This is a genomic window from Microbacterium sp. p3-SID336, from assembly GCF_025143365.1.
Lineage (GTDB): Bacteria > Actinomycetota > Actinomycetes > Actinomycetales > Microbacteriaceae > Microbacterium.
The window spans coordinates 14,581-35,407 of record NZ_JALXPE010000042.1 but is presented as its reverse complement, the minus strand read 5'-3'; the positions used below and the strand labels follow the sequence as shown (position 1 = coordinate 35,407).

Annotated in this window: 24 protein-coding genes; 14 read left to right on the top strand and 10 right to left on the bottom strand. The window is 71.9% G+C overall.

Features of this window, described 5'->3' with window-relative positions; translation table 11 throughout:
- Nucleotides 1–18 precede the first annotated feature (18 nt).
- Both M3C17_RS13165 and soxR read right to left on the bottom strand, forming a co-directional pair.
- Entirely contained in the window at nucleotides 19–1,419 is a 1,401-nt protein-coding gene (locus tag M3C17_RS13165) for a threonine/serine exporter ThrE family protein (RefSeq protein ID WP_259978275.1), read from the bottom strand.
- Between the two features lie 55 nt (nucleotides 1,420–1,474).
- Nucleotides 1,475–1,909: a redox-sensitive transcriptional activator SoxR gene (gene soxR, locus M3C17_RS13160; protein ID WP_259978274.1), complete on the bottom strand. Its 435-nt coding sequence runs from the start codon at nucleotides 1,907–1,909 to the stop codon at nucleotides 1,475–1,477.
- Between the two features lie 78 nt (nucleotides 1,910–1,987).
- Between soxR and M3C17_RS13155 the strand changes: the two genes are divergently transcribed.
- Entirely contained in the window at nucleotides 1,988–2,458 is a 471-nt protein-coding gene (locus M3C17_RS13155; protein ID WP_259978273.1) for a DUF6153 family protein, read from the top strand.
- 83 nt (nucleotides 2,459–2,541) lie between these two features.
- A complete protein-coding gene (locus M3C17_RS13150) occupies nucleotides 2,542–3,528 on the top strand; it encodes a F510_1955 family glycosylhydrolase (protein ID WP_259978271.1) in 987 nt (328 codons plus the stop codon).
- A 155-nt stretch (nucleotides 3,529–3,683) separates the two neighbouring features.
- On the opposite strand, the gene M3C17_RS13145 is transcribed toward M3C17_RS13150, so the two are convergent.
- The 5 genes from M3C17_RS13145 to M3C17_RS13125 all read right to left on the bottom strand — a co-directional run bounded on the left by M3C17_RS13145 (nucleotide 3,684) and on the right by M3C17_RS13125 (nucleotide 8,539).
- Nucleotides 3,684–4,526: an alpha/beta fold hydrolase gene (locus M3C17_RS13145; RefSeq protein ID WP_259978270.1), complete on the bottom strand. Its 843-nt coding sequence runs from the start codon at nucleotides 4,524–4,526 to the stop codon at nucleotides 3,684–3,686.
- 13 nt (nucleotides 4,527–4,539) lie between these two features.
- Nucleotides 4,540–5,856 carry an MFS transporter gene (locus M3C17_RS13140; protein WP_259978269.1) on the bottom strand — a complete coding sequence of 439 codons (1,317 nt, stop codon included), beginning with the start codon at nucleotides 5,854–5,856 and terminating at the stop codon, nucleotides 4,540–4,542.
- A gap of 129 nt (nucleotides 5,857–5,985) precedes the next feature.
- On the bottom strand, nucleotides 5,986–7,110 hold the full coding sequence (locus tag M3C17_RS13135; protein WP_259978268.1) for a hypothetical protein: 1,125 nt from the start codon (nucleotides 7,108–7,110) through the stop codon (nucleotides 5,986–5,988).
- On the bottom strand, nucleotides 7,097–7,723 hold the full coding sequence (locus M3C17_RS13130; protein ID WP_259978267.1) for an RNA polymerase sigma factor: 627 nt from the start codon (nucleotides 7,721–7,723) through the stop codon (nucleotides 7,097–7,099). The genes M3C17_RS13135 and M3C17_RS13130 overlap by 14 nt, the downstream gene beginning before the upstream one ends.
- A gap of 78 nt (nucleotides 7,724–7,801) precedes the next feature.
- On the bottom strand, nucleotides 7,802–8,539 hold the full coding sequence (locus tag M3C17_RS13125; protein WP_259978265.1) for a formylglycine-generating enzyme family protein: 738 nt from the start codon (nucleotides 8,537–8,539) through the stop codon (nucleotides 7,802–7,804).
- A 182-nt stretch (nucleotides 8,540–8,721) separates the two neighbouring features.
- On the opposite strand from M3C17_RS13125, the gene M3C17_RS13120 reads away from it, so the two are divergent.
- Nucleotides 8,722–10,194 (top strand): MFS transporter, encoded by a 1,473-nt coding sequence (locus M3C17_RS13120; protein ID WP_259978264.1) that lies wholly within the window; start codon nucleotides 8,722–8,724, stop codon nucleotides 10,192–10,194.
- Nucleotides 10,195–10,208: 14 nt separating this feature from the next.
- On the opposite strand, the gene M3C17_RS13115 is transcribed toward M3C17_RS13120, so the two are convergent.
- Together M3C17_RS13115 and M3C17_RS13110 are read right to left on the bottom strand one after the other, a co-directional pair.
- A complete protein-coding gene (locus M3C17_RS13115) occupies nucleotides 10,209–10,415 on the bottom strand; it encodes a hypothetical protein (protein ID WP_259978263.1) in 207 nt (68 codons plus the stop codon).
- A 43-nt stretch (nucleotides 10,416–10,458) separates the two neighbouring features.
- A complete protein-coding gene (locus M3C17_RS13110) occupies nucleotides 10,459–11,043 on the bottom strand; it encodes a TetR/AcrR family transcriptional regulator (RefSeq protein ID WP_259978262.1) in 585 nt (194 codons plus the stop codon).
- A 74-nt stretch (nucleotides 11,044–11,117) separates the two neighbouring features.
- Here M3C17_RS13110 and M3C17_RS13105 point away from each other — a divergent pair, with 74 nt between their 5' ends.
- The 9 genes from M3C17_RS13105 to M3C17_RS13065 all read left to right on the top strand — a co-directional run bounded on the left by M3C17_RS13105 (nucleotide 11,118) and on the right by M3C17_RS13065 (nucleotide 17,858).
- Nucleotides 11,118–11,627, top strand: a complete 510-nt coding sequence (locus M3C17_RS13105; protein WP_259978260.1) for an FBP domain-containing protein — start codon at nucleotides 11,118–11,120, stop codon at nucleotides 11,625–11,627.
- Nucleotides 11,628–11,679: 52 nt separating this feature from the next.
- Nucleotides 11,680–12,054, top strand: coding sequence for a VOC family protein (locus M3C17_RS13100; RefSeq protein ID WP_259978259.1), 375 nt, complete (start codon nucleotides 11,680–11,682; stop codon nucleotides 12,052–12,054).
- 72 nt (nucleotides 12,055–12,126) lie between these two features.
- Entirely contained in the window at nucleotides 12,127–13,449 is a 1,323-nt protein-coding gene (locus M3C17_RS13095) for an NAD(P)/FAD-dependent oxidoreductase (protein WP_259978258.1), read from the top strand.
- A 105-nt stretch (nucleotides 13,450–13,554) separates the two neighbouring features.
- Complete coding sequence (locus tag M3C17_RS13090) at nucleotides 13,555–13,719, top strand: hypothetical protein (RefSeq protein ID WP_259978257.1); 165 nt, start codon at nucleotides 13,555–13,557, stop codon at nucleotides 13,717–13,719.
- Between the two features lie 50 nt (nucleotides 13,720–13,769).
- Entirely contained in the window at nucleotides 13,770–14,138 is a 369-nt protein-coding gene (locus M3C17_RS13085) for a hypothetical protein (protein WP_259978256.1), read from the top strand.
- A 106-nt stretch (nucleotides 14,139–14,244) separates the two neighbouring features.
- Nucleotides 14,245–15,951, top strand: coding sequence for an MDR family MFS transporter (locus M3C17_RS13080; protein ID WP_259978255.1), 1,707 nt, complete (start codon nucleotides 14,245–14,247; stop codon nucleotides 15,949–15,951).
- A gap of 1 nt (nucleotide 15,952) precedes the next feature.
- A complete protein-coding gene (locus M3C17_RS13075) occupies nucleotides 15,953–16,408 on the top strand; it encodes a MarR family winged helix-turn-helix transcriptional regulator (RefSeq protein WP_259978254.1) in 456 nt (151 codons plus the stop codon).
- Between the two features lie 61 nt (nucleotides 16,409–16,469).
- On the top strand, nucleotides 16,470–16,961 hold the full coding sequence (locus tag M3C17_RS13070; RefSeq protein WP_259978253.1) for a MarR family winged helix-turn-helix transcriptional regulator: 492 nt from the start codon (nucleotides 16,470–16,472) through the stop codon (nucleotides 16,959–16,961).
- 180 nt (nucleotides 16,962–17,141) lie between these two features.
- A complete protein-coding gene (locus tag M3C17_RS13065; RefSeq protein ID WP_259978252.1) occupies nucleotides 17,142–17,858 on the top strand; it encodes an OBAP family protein in 717 nt (238 codons plus the stop codon).
- Nucleotides 17,859–17,917: 59 nt separating this feature from the next.
- On the opposite strand, the gene M3C17_RS13060 is transcribed toward M3C17_RS13065, so the two are convergent.
- A complete protein-coding gene (locus M3C17_RS13060) occupies nucleotides 17,918–18,877 on the bottom strand; it encodes an endonuclease/exonuclease/phosphatase family protein (RefSeq protein WP_396820190.1) in 960 nt (319 codons plus the stop codon).
- Here M3C17_RS13060 and M3C17_RS13055 point away from each other — a divergent pair.
- A complete protein-coding gene (locus M3C17_RS13055; protein ID WP_259978249.1) occupies nucleotides 18,828–20,261 on the top strand; it encodes an MFS transporter in 1,434 nt (477 codons plus the stop codon). The genes M3C17_RS13060 and M3C17_RS13055 overlap by 50 nt on opposite strands.
- A gap of 37 nt (nucleotides 20,262–20,298) precedes the next feature.
- Nucleotides 20,299–20,781 (top strand): universal stress protein, encoded by a 483-nt coding sequence (locus M3C17_RS13050; RefSeq protein WP_259978248.1) that lies wholly within the window; start codon nucleotides 20,299–20,301, stop codon nucleotides 20,779–20,781.
- Nucleotides 20,782–20,827 lie beyond the last annotated feature (46 nt).

Genomic DNA, 20,827 nt, shown 5'->3' with positions numbered 1-20,827 from the left:
GGGGCCGCCCCCTCCGCCTCACCGTCGCGCACGGGCGCGGGTCTTCGCGACGCTGGCCAGAGTCGCACGCATCGGCGTGCCGAGGTAAAGCCCGAGTGACGCCCCGGACGCCAGGGCGATGCCGATCACGGCCGCATCGACGAGCGAGCCGCCCACCGCGAGCATCCCCACCGAGGTCCCCGCGGCGTGCACCATCTCCAGCAGGCCCTGGAACACCGCGACACCGGGAACCAGCGGCACGATCGCCGCCGTGGTGACCGCGACCGACGGCACGTGCAGGTTCCGCGCGATCAGCATGCCGATGACGCTGGCGAGCAGGGCGCCCACGGCGCTCGCCGCCGCCGGATGCAGCTGCACGGAGAGCGCCGCCGCATAGCCGGCGATGGTCACGGCGCTGAGCATCCCGCTGACCAGGATGATCCGCAGCCCCGCGCCGTTGAACACGGCCACGGCGACCGCGACGATGATCGCTCCGGCGAACTGGTTGACGAGCGGCCCGAACGGCGCGGGGTCGTCGGGCAGGTCCATCGTGAAGCCCAGCACGCCGCCGAGCTCCAGCCCCACGAGGATGCCGATCACCACACCGAGGGTCTGCATGGTCAGGTCGAGGATGCGGCCGCCGGCCGTGAGCGCGAAGCCGTCGATCGCGTCCTGCGCTGCCCCCACCACCGTCAGCCCCGCGAGCATCAGCACGATGCCGGACGCGACGATGATGGACGGACGGATCCCCACGAACGGCTCGATCCCCGCGCTGCCGAGGGCCGACACCGCGACGGCGACCACGGTCGTGACGAACCCGCCCGCGATCTGGCTGAAGAACAGCGGCACCCGCAGGCGCGCGAGCCCGGCCTGGGTGAGCGCCGCGGCCAGGGCGGCGACGAACGTGAGCCCGACGATGAGCGGGGACGCGCCGAGCATGATGCTGACCCCGACCGCGAGCAGTGCACGCGCCACGATCACCACGGGCTGCTGGTACCGGAACGGCGTGCGGCGGATCCCGCGGAACGCGGTGCGCGCGGCCTCCAGGTCGAGACCGTCGTCGATGTCGGCCACCAGGGCCTGCACACGCTGCAGCTTGGTGTGGTCGGGGGCGGTGACGCGCACCACGCGCACGAGGGTCTCCGGCCACACCTCCCCGCTGAGGTGGAACGACACGGTGATCGAGTTGTAGGTGACGTCGACCTGCACGCCGCGGAGACCGTACGCATCGCACACGCGGACGATCGCGAGCGTCACCTCGTGCGCTGAGGCCCCGACCGCGAACATCGACTCGCCGATGCGGGTGGCGAGGTCGAGCACGCGCGGCACGGTGCGTTCGTCGATGACGGGCATGGCCTCGGTGTGCGCGACCGCGGAGGGGTCGGTGTGCAGCAGCCGGCGGACGGACGTGAGCAGTCGTTGACGGGAGCGCGCGGACATGATGTCCATTCTCCCGTGCGCGGGGACTCCGACCGGGACGCTCCGCGGATCCTGCTCAGATGCGGCGAGGGCCGGGGCCGTCCTCGCCGAGGGCGTCTTCCGGGTTCAGCAGCCGGCAGGCCTTGAGGGACAGGCAGCCGCAGCCGATGCAGCCGGTGAGTTCGCGCTGCAGATGCTCCAGCTGCGTGCGGCGCTCTTCGAGCTGCGCCCGCCACAGCTTCGCCACGCGGCGCCAGTCGGCGTGCGAGGGCGGGTCGTCCAGAGGCAGCGTGCGGAAGAGGTCCTGCACCTCGCTGAGCGGGATGCCGATGCGCTTCGCGACGACCACGAGCGAGATGCGACGCAGCATGTGGCGGCGGTAGCGGCGCTGGTTTCCCGGAGTCCTGGTCGAGGCGATCAACCCGAGCTGCTCGTAGAAGTGCAGAGCGGACGCCGCGACGCCCGTGCGCCGCGTGACCTCCCCGATCGGGAGCAGATCCTCGGGTTCCATGGCTCGATCTCCTCGTAGACCTCAAGAATAGATGAGATCTTCGGGCGGGCTCCGGAGCGGATGCTAGCGTGGGCGGCGGTGGAAGACAGACTCCGATCTCGCACCGCGGTCCGCACGCGGCGCGGTCGGGGGACCCGCCGCCCGCGGCTGCTGCGAGGACTGTTCGTGCTGGTGCTCGCGCTCGTCGCGGGGCTGCTGGGGATGCATACCTTCGCCGTCCAGGCGCCCGCGAGTGCTCCCGCCGCGGGGGCCCTGCACGCGCCGGCGGCATCGTCCGCGCCGACCGCGGAGCCGCTCGTCCAGGCCGACGCCTCGCCCACGGGATGCGGGCCGGCGTGTGCGGAAGCGGAGAACCCTGACGTGCACGTGCATGCGATGGCGGCGTGCGTGCTCGCGCTCCTCGCGGGACTGCTGCTGCTCGTGCTGCCCGGATCCTGGCGCACGGCCGCCCCCGGGCTGCTGCATCTCGCGGCACGCACGATCCTCCCCGTCGAGCGCCCCCGACCGCGCGCTCCGGGGCTCGCCCTGCTCTCGATCAGTCGGACCTGATCGGTCGCCGCCGGCTCGACCGGCTCGCACCGTCCCCGTGACGGACGCGTTCAGCGACCCTTCGACAGACACAGAGAGAACCCATGCGTATCCATCGAACGACCCTGCCCACCCGCGCCCCCGGAACCACCGGAACCGCCGGAACGACCGGAACCGCCGGAACGACCGGAGCCGCGCGAACCGCGGGCTCCGCGCGACCGCCCGCGTCCCGCCGAAGCCGCCGCACCCGGCGCCCGATCCTCGCCGCGGCCACCGCTCTCGCCGCGACCGCCCTCGTCCTGACCGGCTGCACGGCCGAGGCGTCGCCGGACACCCCCACGCAGCCCGTCATCGAGCACGTGCACGGCATCGCTCCCGATCCGCGCGGGGACGACCTGCTGCTCGCCACCCACAACGGCGTCTTCGAGGTGTCGGAGTCCGGCGAGGTGTCCGGCCCGCGCGGCGACTATGACTTCGACGCGATGGGCTTCACCGTCGCCGGAGACGTGCTGTTCGCCTCCGGACACCCGGGCCCCGAGACCCCCGCCGAGTTGGGCGAGGGCAACCTCGGCATCATCCGGAGCGACGACGGGGGAGAGACCTGGGTGCCGATGGCCTTCACCGGGGTCGAGGACTTCCACGTGCTCACCGCCGGTCCCGACGGCACGCTGTACGGCATCGGCTCCAGCGGTCCGGAGCTGCGGATCAGCACCGACGGCGGCGAGAACTGGGAGAGCTCGACCGCGACCGGGGCTGTCGACCTCGCGGTGACGGACGACGGCATCCATGCCGCCACCGAGGCGGGCCTGCAGCGCAGCACCGACGGCGGGAAGACCTTCGCCCCGGTGGCGGACGCTCCTGTGCTGTACAGCGTCGCGGCGCGGGAGGACGGCAGCCTCGTGGGCGCGGGAGTGGACGGGGCCATCTGGTCGACCGCGGCCGACGGCACCTGGGCGCGCGTGGGCTCCGCCGAGGGCGCCGTGCAGGCCCTGAACACGGCGGGTGCGGAGCGCATCGTGCTGGTGGACGACCGCGGGGTCGTGGAGCTGACCGGCGACGACGCCCGCGTGCTGTCACCCCGCGTGGGCTGAGCCGGACGGCGGCCGGGCGAGCCTCGTCCGGCCGCCGTCACTCGGAGCGCCGGGTGCGTCCGCGTGCTTCGCGGGTGGGCCCGTGTCCGGTCCCCGTCACCCCAGGGCTCGGTGCGTCCGTGTGCTTCGCGGCTGAGCCCGCGTCGATCGCCGGCTCAGTCCGCCTCGACCGCGGCGCGCTGCTGCTCGGTCCACCGCGTGAGCTCCGCGCTCAGCGCCGCAGGGGCGTCGAGCGGGATGAGGTGTCCGGCGTCGGGGAGCACGGTGAGCGTGGAGTGCGGGATCACCGCGTGCAGGCGGTGCGCGCGGTCGACCGGGATCCAGGTGTCCTCGGCGCCCCACACGATGTGCACCGGCTCGTCCAGCGTCGGGTACAGCGGGGCGACCTCGTCGGTGTAGCGCTCGTCGGCCTGCGCGATCTGCCGGTAGAACGCCGACTGACCGCCCTCGCCGAGCCACGGGGTCACGAGCATCTCCAGGTCCGCATCGCTGAGCGGCCGATGCGCGGCGCCGCGGATGTACGCCTCGACGGCACCACGGTGCACGGCCGCCGGCAGCTGGGCGAACACCTCCGCGTGCTGCGCGACGAGGGTGAAGAACGGTGAGCCCCACGGCGACAGCGCGACCACGTCGACGAGGCACAGCGACGCATACCGCGCACCGTGCAGCAGCCGGGCGCGCAGGGCGACCGCGCCGCCGAAGTCGTGTGCCACGACGTGTGGGCGCTCGAGCCCCCACTCCTGGAGCAGGTGCGCGAACAGCTCGCCCTGCACGCCGAGGTCGACCGCGTCCTCCGCCCGCTTCGACGAGGCGCCGTACCCGGGCATGTCCCACAGGTAGACGGTGAATCGCGCGGACAGGGCCTCCGCGATCGGACGCCACAGCGCGGACGACCACGGCGTGCCGTGCAGGAACACCAGCGGCGGGCCGTCGCCGAGGCACTCCCACGAGATCGTGCGGCCCTTCCAGGACGACTGCTGCGGCGCGAATGAGGTCATGCGCCCCATGCTGTCAGAGGCCACCCTCATTGCGGGCCGGGCCGAGCCTGTCCGCGCCGCCGCTGCGCACGGGCCGCGCGGGGCCGACGATGTTCTCCGGAGGAGCGGCGGGGATCTCCCGGACGCGGCGGAGCGCCGACAGCAGCACGTAGCCGAGCTGCGCGGCGAAGACCACGGCGCACAGCAGGACGCACGCCTCGACCCCGACCCCGGCGGCCACCGCCGCCCCGATGCCGGCGCCGACGGGGCGGGCGCCGTACGTCGCGACCACCAGCACCGACGACACACGTCCGATCATCGCCACCGGAGTCACGGCCTGACGCAGGGACGTCGTGCCGATGGCCCACAGCACCGGCCCGAGGCCGAACAGCAGGTACGCGCCGAAGGCGAACGCGGGCGAAGGCACCCACAGAGTCACGGTCATCAGCAGCGCCGCAGCGAAGCCGCCGACGGGTCCCAGCATCGTCATGGCGCCGAGCGGGAGCCGTCCCGCCAACGCCGGGGCGAGCAAGGCCCCGATGACCATGCCCCCGCCGTACACGGCCATCGCGAAGCCGACCGTGGTGGGCGTCATGCCGAGGCGGTCGAGCGCGTAGACCACGAACACCGACTGCAGCAGGAACCACCCCACGTTGAACACGAACGAGGTCACGATCATCGGTCGCAGCAGCGCGTGGGAGAACGCGAAGCGCAGACCCTCGCCGATCCCGCGCCAGGCGGCCGTGCGCGGGGCGACCACGCGGGCGGGGATGTCGGTGCGTGCGAGCACCGCCAGCGCGGCGACGCACCCGATGGTCGCGAGGACGAACGCGGTCTCCGCGCCGCCCAGGGCGACGATGGCACCCGCCACGGCGGGCCCGGCGATGAAGGCGGCGCTGCGCCCCAGCTCCAGCCATCTGTTCGCGTCGACCAGACGCTCGCGCGGCACGGTCCGCAGCACGGCGGCGGGAACGGCCACGCTGATGCCCATGGTGCCCACGGCGCCCGCGAAGCCGAGAGCCAGCAGTGCCTCGAAGCGCAGCGCGTCGACAGCGAGGAGCGCGACGACGGCGACGAGGGTGCTCGCGCGCAGCGCCTCGGAGAGGAGGAGGAATCGTCGTGGCGACGAACGGTCGACGAGCAGACCGAACGGGATGGCGAGCACGAGGAACGGGAGGGTCTGCGCCACCTGGAGCAGGGCGGTCCCTGCCGCGTCCGCATTCAGCAGCAGCACGGCCGCGAGCGGCACGGCGACCAGTGCGACCTGCTCGGCGAACTGGGTGAGGACGCTCGACCACGACAGCCGCGTGAACGCGGAGGGGAGCGGGGTGCGGGGGGATCGGGGGCGCATGCCTTCAGCCCAGCAGCTCGCCGGCCACGATTCCGGCGGGAATCGGACGCGGCATTCCGGCATGCGGAGGCGTCGGGGACGCGGTCGTGCCCCCTCCGCCGGGGGCGGAGGGGGCACGGGTGAGAGGTGTCAGGCCGCGGGGGTCGTGCGGAAGAGCACCGACCGGGAGGGGATCTCGTCCGGCACGAAGGGGGCGGATCCGACGTCGACCAGGGGGTCGTCCTTCGTGTGGTTGCTCCAGAGGGCGCCGGGGACCTTGAGCAGGAACTCGTCGATCTGGACGATGGCTCCCGCCGACGGGTCGATCGACAGCCGGTAGCGCGTGTCCTCCGACGCGTAGGCGAGCACCTTCACCGCGGAGGAGTCCTCCTCGACCGTGATGCCGGGGGCCAGCGCCAGCGCCTCGAGGAACGTGGCACGGTACTCCGGTGACGCGGTCTGCACGAGCGGCGAGGTGGCGAGCGTGAAGATCATGTGCTCGGCCGCCGGCACGCCGTACCTCTCGATGACGCCGTCGTTCACACCGCTCTCCTCGGGATCCCCCTCGACGAGCTCCGCGCCCTCGGCGATGCCGGCAGCGAGCAGCTCCTCCATGCCTTGCGTCCAGGCCGCGAGGAACGACTCCGCGTCCGCGGGGAAGTCGGCGGGCATCACCGGCAGGGTCTCCTTGTGGATCTCGGGCGAGTACGGCGGCCCGATCTCGGGGGCGGTGCCGAGCGGCCCGATGTCGGTATCGCCGTAGTAGCTGTTCCACGCGTCGGCCACGGCGGTCTCATCGCCATACACCTCGAGGGAATGGAACTCGGTCCAGGAGACGATGCCGGTCGTGCCGTCGCTGCCCTCGCCGAGGGTCATGGCGGACTCGGTCATCACGGCACCCGTCGCTCCCGCGCGGATGTCGCCGAACGGGAGGAACACGGTGTTCGGGCCGCCCACGAACTGGAGACGGCGGTCCACGACGGTGAGCTGGGCGGGAGCGGCGCTCGCCGCGGCGCGGATCGAGGCGGCCGTCTCCGTCAGGTACACGGAGGCCGAGGCCGCCTGCGGCTGGCTGACGACCCCGGGAGGGGATACGGCGACGGCTGTCACGACGGCGGCGGCCACCGCGGCCCCGCCGAGCGACACGACGGCGATGCGGCGGAGGGGGCGGGAGCGCTGGGAACGGGCGATCTCGCGGTGCAGCGCGCGGCGCGGGGCCTGGGCGGAGGGGGAGTAGGTGGGCCTGAGTTCTCGGACCTGGTCAAAGACGTCCATGTGCGGTCTCCGTCTCGGTGTAGCGGATGTGTGTGGTGGCTGAGCGGGGGGCGTGCATCGTGCGTACCGGTGCTGCCGGGGGAGGGGCGGTGAGCTTGGCGCGGATGCGGCTCAGCCGGGAGCGCACCGTGCCGATGGGGATGCCGAGCGCCGCGGCGATCTCCTGATACGTGAGGTCGCCCCAGGCGTGCAGGAACAGCACCTCGCGGTCTCTGCCGGACAGGGCGGCGATCCGGGGGAAGAGGTCCTCCACCGCGGAGGTCGCGTCCAGGCGGGAGACCGAGCGGTCGAGGTCGTCGACGGTGTCGGGCTCTCCCTGCGCGAACGCCGACTGCAGCGTGCGCCAGTGGGCGGCCTGCTCGCGGCGATGCTGCGAGAGGACCTTCGTCGCGATGCCCAGCAGCCACGGCAGTGCCGAGTCCCTGGTGAGGTCGTAGCGCTTGCGGCGGCGGAACGCGGCGAGGAAGGTCTCGCTCACGATGTCGTCGCTGGCTGTCGGGCCGACACGCCGCGCGACATAGGCGGTGACGGCGGCGATATGTCGCTCGAAGATCTCGGCGAAACGGTCCGCCGACGCGAGGGAGTCGCGGATGATGTCGTTGTCGTTGGTCACAACAGGTATCCGCTCCTCGGGCCGAAGCGGTTCCATCTTCGACGACGGTGGTGTCGCGAGTCGCCCCGTCCGTCCAACCTAGGGGGTGCTCAGCGCGAGGCGGACGCCCGTGCCGATCGCGCGGAGGTCGGCCTCGTAGGCGCCGTGTCGGCGCGCGCAGCGGGCCAGGTCGCGGTCGTGCCGGAAGCAGCCGCCGCGGGTGATGTGCGTGTCGAACGCCCAGTCCTCGCGCGCGGGCACCTCGGGCGGCGCGCCGGCGTAGGGCGCGTACGGGGTGGACGTCCACTCGTCGACGTTGCCGGCGAGGTCGAGCACGCCGTAGGGGCTCGCGCCTTCGGGGAAGGATCCGACGGGCGTGGTCGTGCCCACTCCCGCGTCGACGAGGTTCGCGAGGCCGGGGCGGTAGTCGTTCCCCCACGGGAACTCGCGGTCGTCGTCGCCGCGGGCCGCCCGCTCCCACTCGTCCTCGGTCGGCAGTCGCACGGCGAGGCCCGTGCGCGTGGCGAGCCAGGCGGCGTACGCGGTGGCGTCGTGCCAGGAGACGCCGCTGACGGGGTGGTCGGCGGGATCGCGCGGCACCGGGCGGCGGGTGTCGCGCGCGAACGGCGTCCACTGCGCCACGGTCACCGGCGTCCTGCTGATGCGGAACGACGCCAGCTCGACCGCCGTGCGCGGCAGCTCCTTCGCGAACCACGCGCGGGGCACGCCGGTGTCGGCGTAGGCCTGCGCGACCGCATCGAGCTGTGCGGCGGGAGTCCCGCGCAGGAGGACCCCGGCGGGCACGGTCACCCAGTCGATCTCGGTCTCATTCGCCATCCGCCGCCCGCCTCTCCGGGGTGCGACCCTCGCACCCGTCGAGGCTATGACATCAAGTGAGCTTGAGGTCAACGTCACAAATTGCTGTCTTGACCTCAAGCGAGCTTGAGGTCATAGCGTGACGGACGGCCGCCGAGAACCGGCGCCGCGGAGCCCTTCTCCGCCGACGCGAAGGAACGCGCATGTCCTCACCCTCGACCTCGATCCCGGCCGGCGGCAGCTGGCGAGAACTCCTGGGCAGCCGTTACGCCCCCGTCGCGGCGGTGCTCGCCGGTGGCGTGCTGCTGGAGGCGAGCAACGTCTACCTGACCACGAGCCTGCTGCCCACGATCGTCGCTGATATCGGCGGTGCGGCGTTCTACGCCTGGACCATGATGACCTTCCTGCTGGCCTCCGTGGTCAGCTCGATGCTCGTGAGCCGCATCCTCACGCAGCAGGGCGCCGTCCGGGCCTACCTGCTGGCGCTCGGACTCTTCGCCCTCGGCTCGGCGCTGTGCGCGGCGAGCCCCTGGATGTCCGCGCTGCTCGCCGGTCGCGCGGTGCAGGGACTCGGCGGCGGACTGCTCGCCGGGCTCGGCTATGCGTTGATCCAGCGGGCACTGCCCGAGCGGCTGTGGGCACGCGGCGCCGCCCTGGTCTCGGCGATGTGGGGTGTCGGCAACATCGTCGGCCCCGTGGTCGGCGGCATCTTCGCGCAGCTCGACGCGTGGCGGGTGACGTTCGTCGGCCTGGCCGTCGTGTCGGCCCTGATCGGCATCGTCGTGGTGCGGGCCCTGCCGCAGACCACTCGCACGCGTTCGCGCGAGTCCGTGCCGTGGGCGTCTCTGGTTCTGCTCGCGGGTGGTGTCGCGGCCGTCGGGATCGCGAGCGTGGTCCCCGCCGGCCTCGGAACCGCGGTCGCCCTGGTGGTGGGCGCGGCGCTCGGCCTCTGGTTCCTCCGTCATGAGAAGCACGGCCGTCGCGGCATCCTGCCGCGGGTCACGTTCGCCCACGGATCGTCGCTCGGCTGGGTCTACCTCACGGTCGCGGTGCTGGCGTTCGCGATCGGGACCGAGGCGTTCATCCCCCTGTTCGGGCAGCAGGTCGGTGGGCTCGCGCCGTTCGTCGCGGGCCTTCTGGGCGCGGCCCTCTCGCTCGGCTGGTCGCTCACGCAGGTCTTCACCGCCAATGCCACGGGCATCCCCTCCCGCCGCACGCTGATCGTGACTGGGCCCCTCGTCGTGGCCCTCGGGCTCGCCGCCTACGGGCTGCTCCAGCATGCCGGGCCGTCGGTGCTCGTAGTGGTGTTCTGGTTTGTCACGCTCTTCATCGCGGGCGCGGGCATCGGCCTCGGGTTCCCGCATCTGACCGTGGCGGCGCTCGGCAGCACGAGGGACGAGGAGGAGGGTGCCAAGGCGGCGGCGGCCGTGAACACCGTGTTCATCATCGCGAGCGCCTTCAGCGCGGCGATGGCCGGCGTGCTCGTGAACCTCGCCCTTCCGGACACGGCCGGCGCGGCCCGGCTGCTGATGCTCGTATTCGCCGGGGTCACGGTGCTGGGCGTGTTCGTGGCCCGCGGCGCGAGCCGGGGAATCGGCGTGCGCACGGAGGACGAGGGCACAGACGACCGTGGCGCCGACGAGGCCGCGCCCCGCGGCGTCCCCGGGATCGGCTGAGGGCAGGAGACGCGTCAGCGCGAGGTGGGCGGCAGCTTGTCGACGCCGTGGCGGTTCGGCTTGCCTGGTTCGGCGGCCGTGTCGGGCGAGGCGTGCGCGGGTCCGCTCGGCGGCTCCGAGGTCGGGTAGCTCGGCTCCTCGATCTCCACGGCCTTGTCCCTCTCCTCCTGCGGTGGGAGGTGGTCGAGCGGCTGGGCGATGTCGTCAGGGTGGTGGCTCATGCCTCCACGGTGCGCGCGAGATGCCGTGCCGCACAGGGCCTTGTCATCGTGGCGGGGGTGTGCTGGACCGATCCGCGGTGGCGTCGCCCTGCGTGTCGCCCGGGGACGGGATGCCCGCGAGGGCCGCGACCGTCGAGGGCGGATAGCGGTCAGGAGCGATCCGGGACATTCCGGCGAGCGCGAGGGCGAGCAGCAGCGCACGCCGGGCTTCCACGGCGCTGATCCGTGGATCGGCCGCCTGGAGTGCACGGATCGCGGACTCCACGGTCTCGGCGAACGCGTCGGCGAATGCGGGGGTGCGCAGGGCGTGCGCCCAGGCGTCGGCCCAGAGGCCGAGCGCTGCGACGCCGGCGGGGTCGAGATGGTGGCCGAAGAAATCGGTCAGCGCGTCGGCGCCTTCCCGCGTGCTGGCGGCGAAGTCGTCGAGCTGTGCGGCCACGGAGGCCTGCCACGCCTCGATCTGCAGCTCGGTCATGCTGCGGAAGTGCTGATGGATGAGTCCGGGGGATCCGCCGAGCGCGTCCGCGACGGTCCGCGCCGTGACGCTCGCGAGGCCGGAGCGGAGGGCGACGGACGCCGCCGCGTCGACGATCGCCGCGCGACGCTGCTCTCGGGGCAGGTAGGCCATGGCCACTCATTCTAGGTTCGCGACGGACTTCTCGATGCTAATCTGTACACACGTACAAATTTAGGGGGAGCGGGATGAGGACGTGGACCGTCGCCGAGCTGCGGACCGCGCTGCGCAACGCGAGCGATCGCGAGCGGCGCACGATGCAGCTCCCGAAGGGGATGGTCCCCGACTGGCCGCAGCTCGACTATCTGGGCTGGCGCGACCCCCGGGCTCCGCAGCGGGGCTACCTCTTCGTCGAGCGCGACGGGGCACTCGAGGGGATCCTGCTCCGGCACTCCCGCGTGGCGGCGGTGCCGTCGCGGGCGGTCATGTGCACGCTGTGCCGGATCCCGCGGCGGTTCGATCAGGTCGTGCTGTTCACGGCGACGGGCGAGTCGTCCGAGCGCGCCCTGTCCTCGCGCGGAACACAGCTGTGCGCCGACCTCGACTGCCACACGCGGGTGAATGCGCTCCGCCCGACGAGCCCGCTCGAACCCGAAGCGGAGGAACTCGTCGCGGAGAGACGCGCGGGTCTCCGCGAGCGCGCGCAGGCGTTCGTCGCCGACGTGTTGGAGATGCCACGCCACGGCGGCCGCTCATGAGAGCCTCGCAGGACCACGACCGCCACCGCGGTCGCCAGGAGAAGGAGAACAGATGACCGCCGGACTCACCGGACTCGATCACATCCAGCTGCCCGTCGGCGACCTCGCGGCGTCCGTCCGCTGGTACGAGCGCACGCTCGGCTTCCGCCTGCTGACGGACTACGGCACGAGCGCGATGCTGCGCGGTGAGAACGGTCCCGATCTGATGCTCTGGGAGGCGCCGGGGCACGAGCCCGTGCGGCTCCAGGTGGCCGGTGAGGCGAAGCCGATCCTCTTCCTCAAGACCTCTCGCATCCAGGAGGTCGCCGAGCGGTTCGCGAGCGAGGGCGTCGAAGTGGTGAGCTTCGACGACGGCGGCTTCGCGCTCTTCCTCAAGTTCCTCGATCCGGACGGGAACTTCCTCGGTCTGATCCAGCTCGCCGAGTAGCTCCCCCTGCCGAGCGGGCGGCGTCGGCTATCGTCGGGACCAATCCGATAGCGAGGTCGCGAGGAGATCGTCATGGAGCGCGTCGACACGATCGTGGTGGGGGCGGGAGTCGCGGGTCTCTCGGCCGCCCGGCTGCTGCAGGACGCGGGCCGCACGGTCGTGGTCCTCGAGGCGCGGGACCGCGTGGGCGGGCGTGTGCACACCGACCGCCGCGACGGTGCCACCGACCTCGGCGCCTCGTGGATCCACGGCATCGACGGCAGCCCGGTGGCCGCGGCCGCCAGGGCGTTCGGCATGCGCACGGTCGAGTTCACCGTGGGCGGGTATCAGGTCGACAGCCGCCCCATCGCGTCCTTCGCCCCCGACGGCACGCGCCTGTCCGACGACGCCGCGCGGTCGTTCGCGGCGGACGTGCACGCGGTCGACGCGGTGCTTCCCGAGGTGATCGCGGCCTCGGCGTCCGCCGCCTCGTATCGCGATGTCACGGAGGAGGCGCTGGCGCGACAGGGGTGGGACCCCGAGCGTGCGCAGCGCGTGCGCGAGTACCTGGAGCATCGCGCGGAGGAGCAGTACGGCGCCTGGATCGAGGACCTCGCGGCGCACGGCCTGGACGACGACGCGATCGAGGGGGACGAGGTCGTGTTCCCGGACGGCTACGACGTGCTGCCGGCCCGGCTGGCGGAGGGGCTCGACGTGCGGCTCGACCATGTCGTGACGCGGATCGACTGGACGGACGGCGTGCTCGTGCACACGCGGCAGGGGGTATTCGCCGCCGACTCCACGGTGGTGACCCTGCCGGTCGGGGTGCTGCAGGCGGGCACGGTCGACATCGTGCCCGCGCTGCCCGCCGTCAACGCCGAGGCCCTCGGCAGACTGCGTATGAACACCTTCGAGAAGATCTTCCTGCGCTTCCCCGCGCGGTTCTGGGAGGACGGCGTGTACGCCATCCGGCAGCAGGGGCCCGAGAGCCGGTGGTGGCATTCCTGGTACGACCTGTCCGCGCTGCACGACCGGCCGGAGCTGCTCACCTTCGCCGCGGGCCCGGCGGCCGTGGCGATCAGGGACTGGGACGACGAGAGCGTCGTGGCCTCTGTCATGGCGCAGCTGCGGCGCCTGTATGGAGACGACGTCCCCGAGCCGGTCGGGGTGCAGCGCACGGCCTGGCAGGACGACCCCTTCGCGCACGGCTCGTACGCGTACATGGCCCTGGGGTCGACGACCGCCGACCACGACGACCTCGCGACACCCGTGGGCGGCGTGCTGCATCTGGCCGGGGAGGCGACGTGGACGGACGACCCCGCGACGGTGCCCGCCGCACTGCTCTCCGGTCACCGCGCGGCGGAGCGCATCCTCGGCGCGACCGTGCCGATCGAGCGGCTGTGGGCGGAGGCCTGAGGGCGCCCTCGTGCGCAGTGTGAGTGCGGTGACGCGGCCGGTCAACCCCCTCGGCTGTGCGAAGCCGTGCGCCTACGGTCGGAGCACCGACAGAGGAGGGCACGCATGAGCGATCCGCAGAACACCCAGGGCACGCCAGGGCCGGACGAGGAGGCGGACACGGCCTCGGGCGGGGCGCCGGACGACAGCGGCGACACCACCGACGAGGTGCTGGAGCGCGAGACCACCGACGACGAGGGCAAGCCGCTGGAGAACCCTTCGGGCGGATGACGCGCCGTCGCGATCAGCGCCGCCCCAGGTCGCGCGACTAGCCTCAGGGCATGCGTCGCATCCTCGTGGTTCCCCTGCTGCTCTCCGCCGTTCTGCTCGCGGGCTGCGCGCAGGTCACCCAGGCGGCGGGCGACGCGCTCGGGGTGGATGTGGAGGGCACCTGCACGGCGATCGACGAGGCGTATGCGCAGTATCAGACCCTGCTCGACCAGGGTGGCGCCTCGGCTGAGCAGGTGGACGCCGCCCGCGACGACCTGGTGGCGACGCTCGACGGTGTGGCCGCCGACGCGGACGGGCAACTGGGCGACGTGATCTCCGGAGCGGCGGATCAGCTCGGGGGCATGACCGACCTCCAGGCCCCGGAGACGGTGGAGGCGGTGGAGCAGCTGCACGACTCGCTCTCCGCGTTCTGCGGCTGATCCGCGTTCTGCGGCTGTCGCGGACCGGCTCCGGCCGATAGTTGCGGTTTCGCAACTATCGGCGTATGGTTGATCTCGATCAACTTTCTATGCAGGAGCATTCCCCGTGACACACACCTCATCCGCACCTGACAGCGTGCGCTCGGCACGCGAGGTCTTCACCGCGATCTCCGGCCTCATCGTCGGCATGTTCGTCGCCGTGCTCTCCGGCACGGTCGTCTCGACCTCGATGCCCGTCATCATCGCCGACCTCGGCGGCACCCAGTCGCAGTACACCTGGGTCATCACCGCGAGCCTCCTCGCCACCGCCGTGTCCACCCCGATCTGGGGCAAGCTGGCCGACCTCGTCGACCGCAAGGTCCTCATCCAGATCTCGCTCATCCTCTTCACGGTCGGCACCGTGATCGCCGGCTTCTCGACCGACACCAACATGCTCATCGCGGTGCGCGTCGTCCAGGGCATCGGCGTGGGTGGCCTGATGTCGCTCGTGATGATCGCGGTCGCCCTCATCATCTCGCCGCGCGAACGCGGCAAGTACATGGGCGTCGTCGGCGGCATCATGGCTCTGGGCACGATCGGCGGCCCGCTGCTCGGCGGCGTCATCACCGACGCGTGGGGCTGGCGTGCCAACTTCTTCGTCGGCGTCCCGTTCGCGATCGTCGCCCTCGTGCTGCTGCAGTTCACGCTGCACCTGCCCAAGCCGCAGCGCGCCAAGGTCTCCATCGACTACTTCGGCATCGTGCTGCTCGCGGTCGGCGTCTCGACGCTGCTCATCTGGGTCTCGATGGGCGGCAGCCAGTTCGAGTGGAACTCCGGCACCAGCATCATGCTGGCGGTCATCGCCGCCGTCGCGATCGCCGGCTTCATCACGGTCGAGTTCTTCGTGAAGGAGCCGATCGTGCCGATGTCGCTGTTCCGCAACCGCACGTTCACGCTCTCCGTCGTCGCGTCGATCGCGATCGGCGTCTCCATGTTCGCCACCTCGGTGTTCCTCGCCCAGTACTTCCAGCTCGCGCGCGGCGCCACGCCCACCGAGTCCGGTCTGATGACCATCCCGATGATCATCGGCCAGATGGGCGCCTCGATCATCATCGGCCAGCTCGTCAGCCGCTTCGGCAAGTGGAAGGGCTGGATGCTCACGGGCTCCGTGCTCGCGACGGTCGGCGTGAGCCTGATGGCGACCCTGCGCTACGACACCCCGTTCGCACTCGTCGCGGTCTACATGTTCGTGCTCGGCGCCGGCCTCGGCATGGTGATGCAGAACCTCACGCTGATCGTGCAGAACGACACCGACCCGCGGGAGCTCGGGGCGGCCTCGTCCAACGTGAACTTCTTCCGCACCATCGCCGGCACGATCGGCGTGACCATCATGGGGTCGCTGCTCTCCACGAGCGTCGCCGACTTCATGAAGGACGGGCTGAAGGGCTTCACGCCCACCACGCCGGACGAGATCAGCGCCCTGGAGCGCCTGGCCTCGGGGGACGTGCCGAAGGTCGGCGAGCTGCCCGACACGATCCGCGTGATCGTGGAGAGCGCCTACGGCCACGGCATCGCCGACGCGTTCATCCTCGCCATCCCGCTCGCCGTGATCTCGATCATCGCGATCGCGTTCATCCGCAACAAGCCGCTGTCCACCAAGAACGCGGCGGAGCAGCTGCGCGAGCAGGCGGAGGAGTCGGTGATCGAGGTCTCCGAGGCCGAGGTCGGCGCGTCCCTCGCGACCGGCACGATCCGCACCGGGCAGGCTGAGCCCGCCGCCACCACCGGCTCGGTGGGCGTGCTGGAGCGCGACGATCGGAAGCAGGAGCGCTGAGATGATCGCCGCGGACGCGGTCGGTGCGACGGACGTCGACACCGCCCTGGGCGACCTTCAGGCGCACCTGAACCTGATCTTCGCGCGCACCCGCTCGCTCTGGAAGGAGTCGGCCGCCCGGGTCCACCCCGAGCTGCAGGTCGGCGGCTACAAGCTGCTCACCTTCATCGAGCGGGCAGGATCGGCGAACGCGCACGAGCTGGCCGAGCGGTTCGAGCTTGACAAGTCCGCGGTCAGCCGCCAGGTGCGGATGCTGGAGGAGCTGGAGCTGCTCGAGTCCCACCCGGACGAGCACGACGGCCGGCTGCGCGTGCTGACCGCGACCCCGGCCGCGTGCCGCGCGCTGGCGGACGTCCGCCGCGAGTACGGCACCCGCCTGCGCGCCGTGGTGGACGAACTCACCCCGGCCGAGATCGAGGCCGCGTCGAAGGTCTTCCGGCTGCTGTCGGAGGTCTGAACCCGTCACAGCGAAGCCCCGCCGCCGCAGAGGCCGCGGGGCTTCGCCGTACACTGGCGTCATGAGCGCCCCGTCCGACGAACCCGCCGGCACCGAGGCCTCCGTCCCCGCGGGCGACGGCGGGATCGACGACCTCGACCACGCGATCACCCGGGTGGAGCACGAACTGGGGCGACTGTTCGCGCGGATCCGGGTGGGCTGGCGCGAGGCCGCCGTCACCGTGCACCCCGACCTGCAGCCGCTCGGGTATCAGGTGCTCACGTCGATCCTCACCGGCAGGGCCACCTCGGCCGGAGCGCTCATCGAGCGCCTGCAGACCGACAAGTCGGCCGTGAGTCGTCAGGTGAAGCAGCTGGAGCAGCTGGGCCTCGTGGAGAGCATCCCCGACCCGGAAGACCGCCGTGCGAGGGTGCTCGTGGCGACCCCGCTGGCGCAGGAGCGGGTGGCGGTCGCACGGTCCCGCTACGAGGGCCGCATCGGCGATCGCCTGCGCAACTGGTCGGCTGCCGACCTCGACCACTTCGCCGATCTCCTGGCCGACCTGGGCGGCTGAGGCTGCGGGAAGGCGTGGCGCCGGTGCCGCGCGCGGGCCGCTCGGCAGGCTCTCGCTCGGGCGGGGCGCGGTCGCGGACCGTACCCGTCCGGCCGGGTGGGCGCAAGGATCCTGCTCGGCGGCTCCGCGACGCGCACACTGGGGTGTTCACCCCGGAGTCGCCCGTCGAGGAGGAACCCCATGCCCGGTCAGAACCGCCCCAGTCCGCTCAGCCCCGAGGGAGACCGCAAGGGCCTGTGGCTGTCGGCCCTGGAACACGGCGCCGCGGTGCTGCAGAGCGCCGCGCCGCTGAAGAAGTTCGACGTGTACGTGTCGGGCTTCCATCCGGCGAAGGACGATCCGTCGATGCAGATGGAGGCGCACCACTACTGCCAGGTGGTCAATGACGACTTCATCCAGGCGGTGCTGTTCGACGGGAACACGGCCGAGGCGAACCTGATCGGGGTGGAGTACATCATCTCCGAGGCGCTGTTCGCGACGCTCCCCGACGACGAGAAGGCGTACTGGCACCCGCACAACTACGAGGTGCTGTCCGGCTCTCTGGTCGCGCCCGGCCTGCCGGCCGCGGCCGAGAAGGCCCTCATGAAACGCCTGCTCAACAGCTACGGCAAGACGTGGCACGCCTGGCACACGGGGCGGCACGACATCGGCGGCGGGCACACGCTGCCGCTGGGCGAGCCCCTGCTCATGTGGTCGTTCAACCGGGACGGCGAGTGCGACCCGTCGCTGGAGGGCGATCGCGAGGAGGCGATGGGCCTGGACACGGCGGCGACGCGCGAACAGCGCGCCGATCTCGCCGAGCTCGCGCATCCGCAGGCCGGCGTCGATCTGCTGAAGGATCAGCTCGGAGGGACCCCGCTGCCGGGCGTGGTGGATGTGAACGACGCGCACCGCTGAGCCGGCGCCCGCGGCGGACCTCCCGCTCGGCGACGCGGGCGGTGAGGTCTCTGTCCCTCTCAGCGGCCGGGCATGGACAGATCGGCGCGCAGACCGTGGTGGTCGCTCGCCCAGGTGTCGCCGTCGTGGAGCACGACCCGCTCGCAGGCGTCGACCTGGAGCGAGGGGAGACCTCCCGGCCCGCACCACACCAGGATGTGGTCGATCTCGCGGAACGGCCATCCGGGGAGATGCGCGGCCACCAGCGGGTTGTCGGGGTCGAGCGTGACGCAGGGCCGACCGGGGTGCACGGCGTCCCAGGCGCGGACGGCGGCGACGCTCTGTCCGGCCAGTGACTGGCGGCCGGTGAGGAAGCGCAGACTGCCGGCATCCGGTTCCGCGTCGAAGTCGCCGGCGATGATGACGGGGTGCCGCGTGGCGTCCGCCCGCAGCGCCTCGGCCGCGAGGACCGCCTGTCGTTCCCGCTCCGCTTCACCGTCGACCGCGGCGTCGGGGAAGTGGTTGGCGACGACGATCCGGCCGAGCGGCTCCGGCGCCTGGATCGTCGCGATGAGGGTCGCCCATTCGTACTCGTCCACGGGGCGTCCGCCAGCGGTGAGGTCGAGTTCGCGCACGGCGACGATGGGCCAGCGGCTGGCGATCGAGATCCCGCTGCCCTCCCTCGCGGAGCGTGCGGACGAGTGGGCGATGTGGAACCCGTCGCCGACCAGGTCTGCGGTCTGGTCGTAGCCGTCGCGCCGCACTTCCTCCTGGAACAGCACGACGTCGGGCCGCATCTCGGCGATCCCTGCACGCAGCAGGGCACGCCGCTGCTCCCATCCCTCTCGACGCGCGAAGAGGTTGTGGGTGTAGATCCGCATGCCCGCATCTTCGACGGGTCCGCGCTTGCTGGGAATACTATACCCCCCTAGGGTATTGAACGAGATGAGCCCGCCCGGGCCCTCTTCCTCGATCTGAATGGAGCACGACGTGTCATCGCCAACGAGAAGCCCTGCGCGGTGGTGGGGTCTGACCCTCATCGCCCTGGCGCAGTTCATGGTCATCATGGATGCGTCCATCATCGGAGTGGCGCTGCCACGGATGCAGGAGGACCTCGGCTTCACGCCGAGCACCCTCTCCTGGGTCTTCAACGCGTACGTCATCGCCCTCGGTGGTCTGCTGCTGCTGGGCGGGCGGCTGTCCGACCTGTTCGGTCCGCGGCGCATGTTCGCTACCGGCTGGGTGATCCTCGCCGTCGGCTCGCTCGTCGCCGGCTTCGCGGGCGATGTGGCCACGGAGCTCATCGGTCGCGTCCTGCAGGGAGCCGGATCCGCACTGATCGCCCCCGCCGCGCTCACGCTGCTCATGATGCTGTTCGGGCAGAACCCCCGTGAGCTCACCAAGGCGATGGCCTTCTACGGCGCCGCCGCCCCGGCGGGAGGAACCGCCGGCGTTTTCCTGGGCGGCGTCATCACCGAGTTCGCCTCCTGGCCTTGGGTGTTCTTCCTGAACGTCCCGATCGCCGTGCTCGTGCTGGCCGTCATGTGGCGTGCCCTGCCGGGCGGCAAGCTCGGAGCCACCGGCTCGGTCGACGTGATCGGCGCCCTCACCGTCACCCTCGGTCTCGCCGCCCTCGTCTACGGCATCGTGCGTGCCGAGGTCGCCGGATGGGCCGCCGCCGAGACCTGGATCGCGATCGGCGCGGGCGTGGTGCTGCTCGTGCTGTTCGTGATCATCCAGCGCGTGAAGCGGGAGCCGCTCATGCGCCTGTCGATCTTCCGCTCGCCGAACCTCGGCGCGGCGAACCTCGCGCAGATCCTGCTGGGGGCGGCGTGGGTGCCGATGTGGTTCTTCCTGAACCTGTACCTGCAGCAGGTGCTCGGGTTCAGCGCCTTCCCCGCCGGGGCCGCGCTGCTGCCGATGACCGCGCTGATCATGATCGGCATGATCGTGCTGGCGCCGCGGGTCATCGCGGCGTTCGGGCCGAAGGTGCCCATCGTGCTCGGCCTGCTGGTCCTGGCGGCCGGCCTCGGCTGGATGGCGTTCATCCGTCCTGACGGCTCGTACTGGGTCGACGCGCTCGGGCCCTCGCTGGTCGTCGCGTTCGGTCAGGCGCTGGCGTTCATCCCCTCGCTGCAGGTCGCGATCTCCGCCGCTCCGCCCCAGGAGGGCGGCCTCGCCTCGGGCATCGTGAACACCAGCTATCAGGTGGGCTCTGCCGTCGGCCTCGCCGTGGTCTCCGCGGTCGCCGCGGGCTTCGGCGCCAGCCACCTCGGCGATCCGGAAGCCCTCACCGGCGGATACTCGGCGGCGTTCCTCACCGCGGGCGGCATCGCGCTGCTCGGCGCCCTGCTGGTGGGCATCCTGTTCCGCACGAAGCGCCCCGCCCGCACGGTCGAGACGATCGCCACCCGCACGCTCTGATCCGGCGTCACCCGCGCCCTGAAAGAAGGAGGACCCCATGTCCACTCCGAGACTCCTCATCGCCTATGACGGATCTCCCAATGCCCGGACCGCGGTCGAGGCCGCCGCCGCGCTGTTCCCGCAGGCCGTCACCGTGGTCTTTTACGCCAGACAGCCGATGGAGGGCTTCGCGGCCCACCTCCAGGGTCACCCGGCGCTGGAGGCGCTCGACGGCCTGGACGCCGCGATGCTCGACGCCTCAGAGCGGATCGCGGCCGAAGGCGCAGAACTCGCGGAGGCGCAGGGCCTGCGCGCGGAGCCGCTCGTGTCGTCCACGCTCGTCCCCGCGTCCGAGGCGATCATCGCCGCGGCCGAGGCGCGCGACATCGACCTGATCGTGCTGGGCTCGCGCGGTCTGCGCGGCGTCGCGGCGACGGTGCTCGGGAGCACGTCGGCGAACGTGCTGCACCACGCGACGAGACCGACGCTGGTCATCCCTTCGGATGCGGTGGCCAGGGCGCGCTCCACACGGGCGCGCTGAGGTGGAGACCCCGTCCGGGGGCCCCGTACCCGTCGGACGTGTCTGG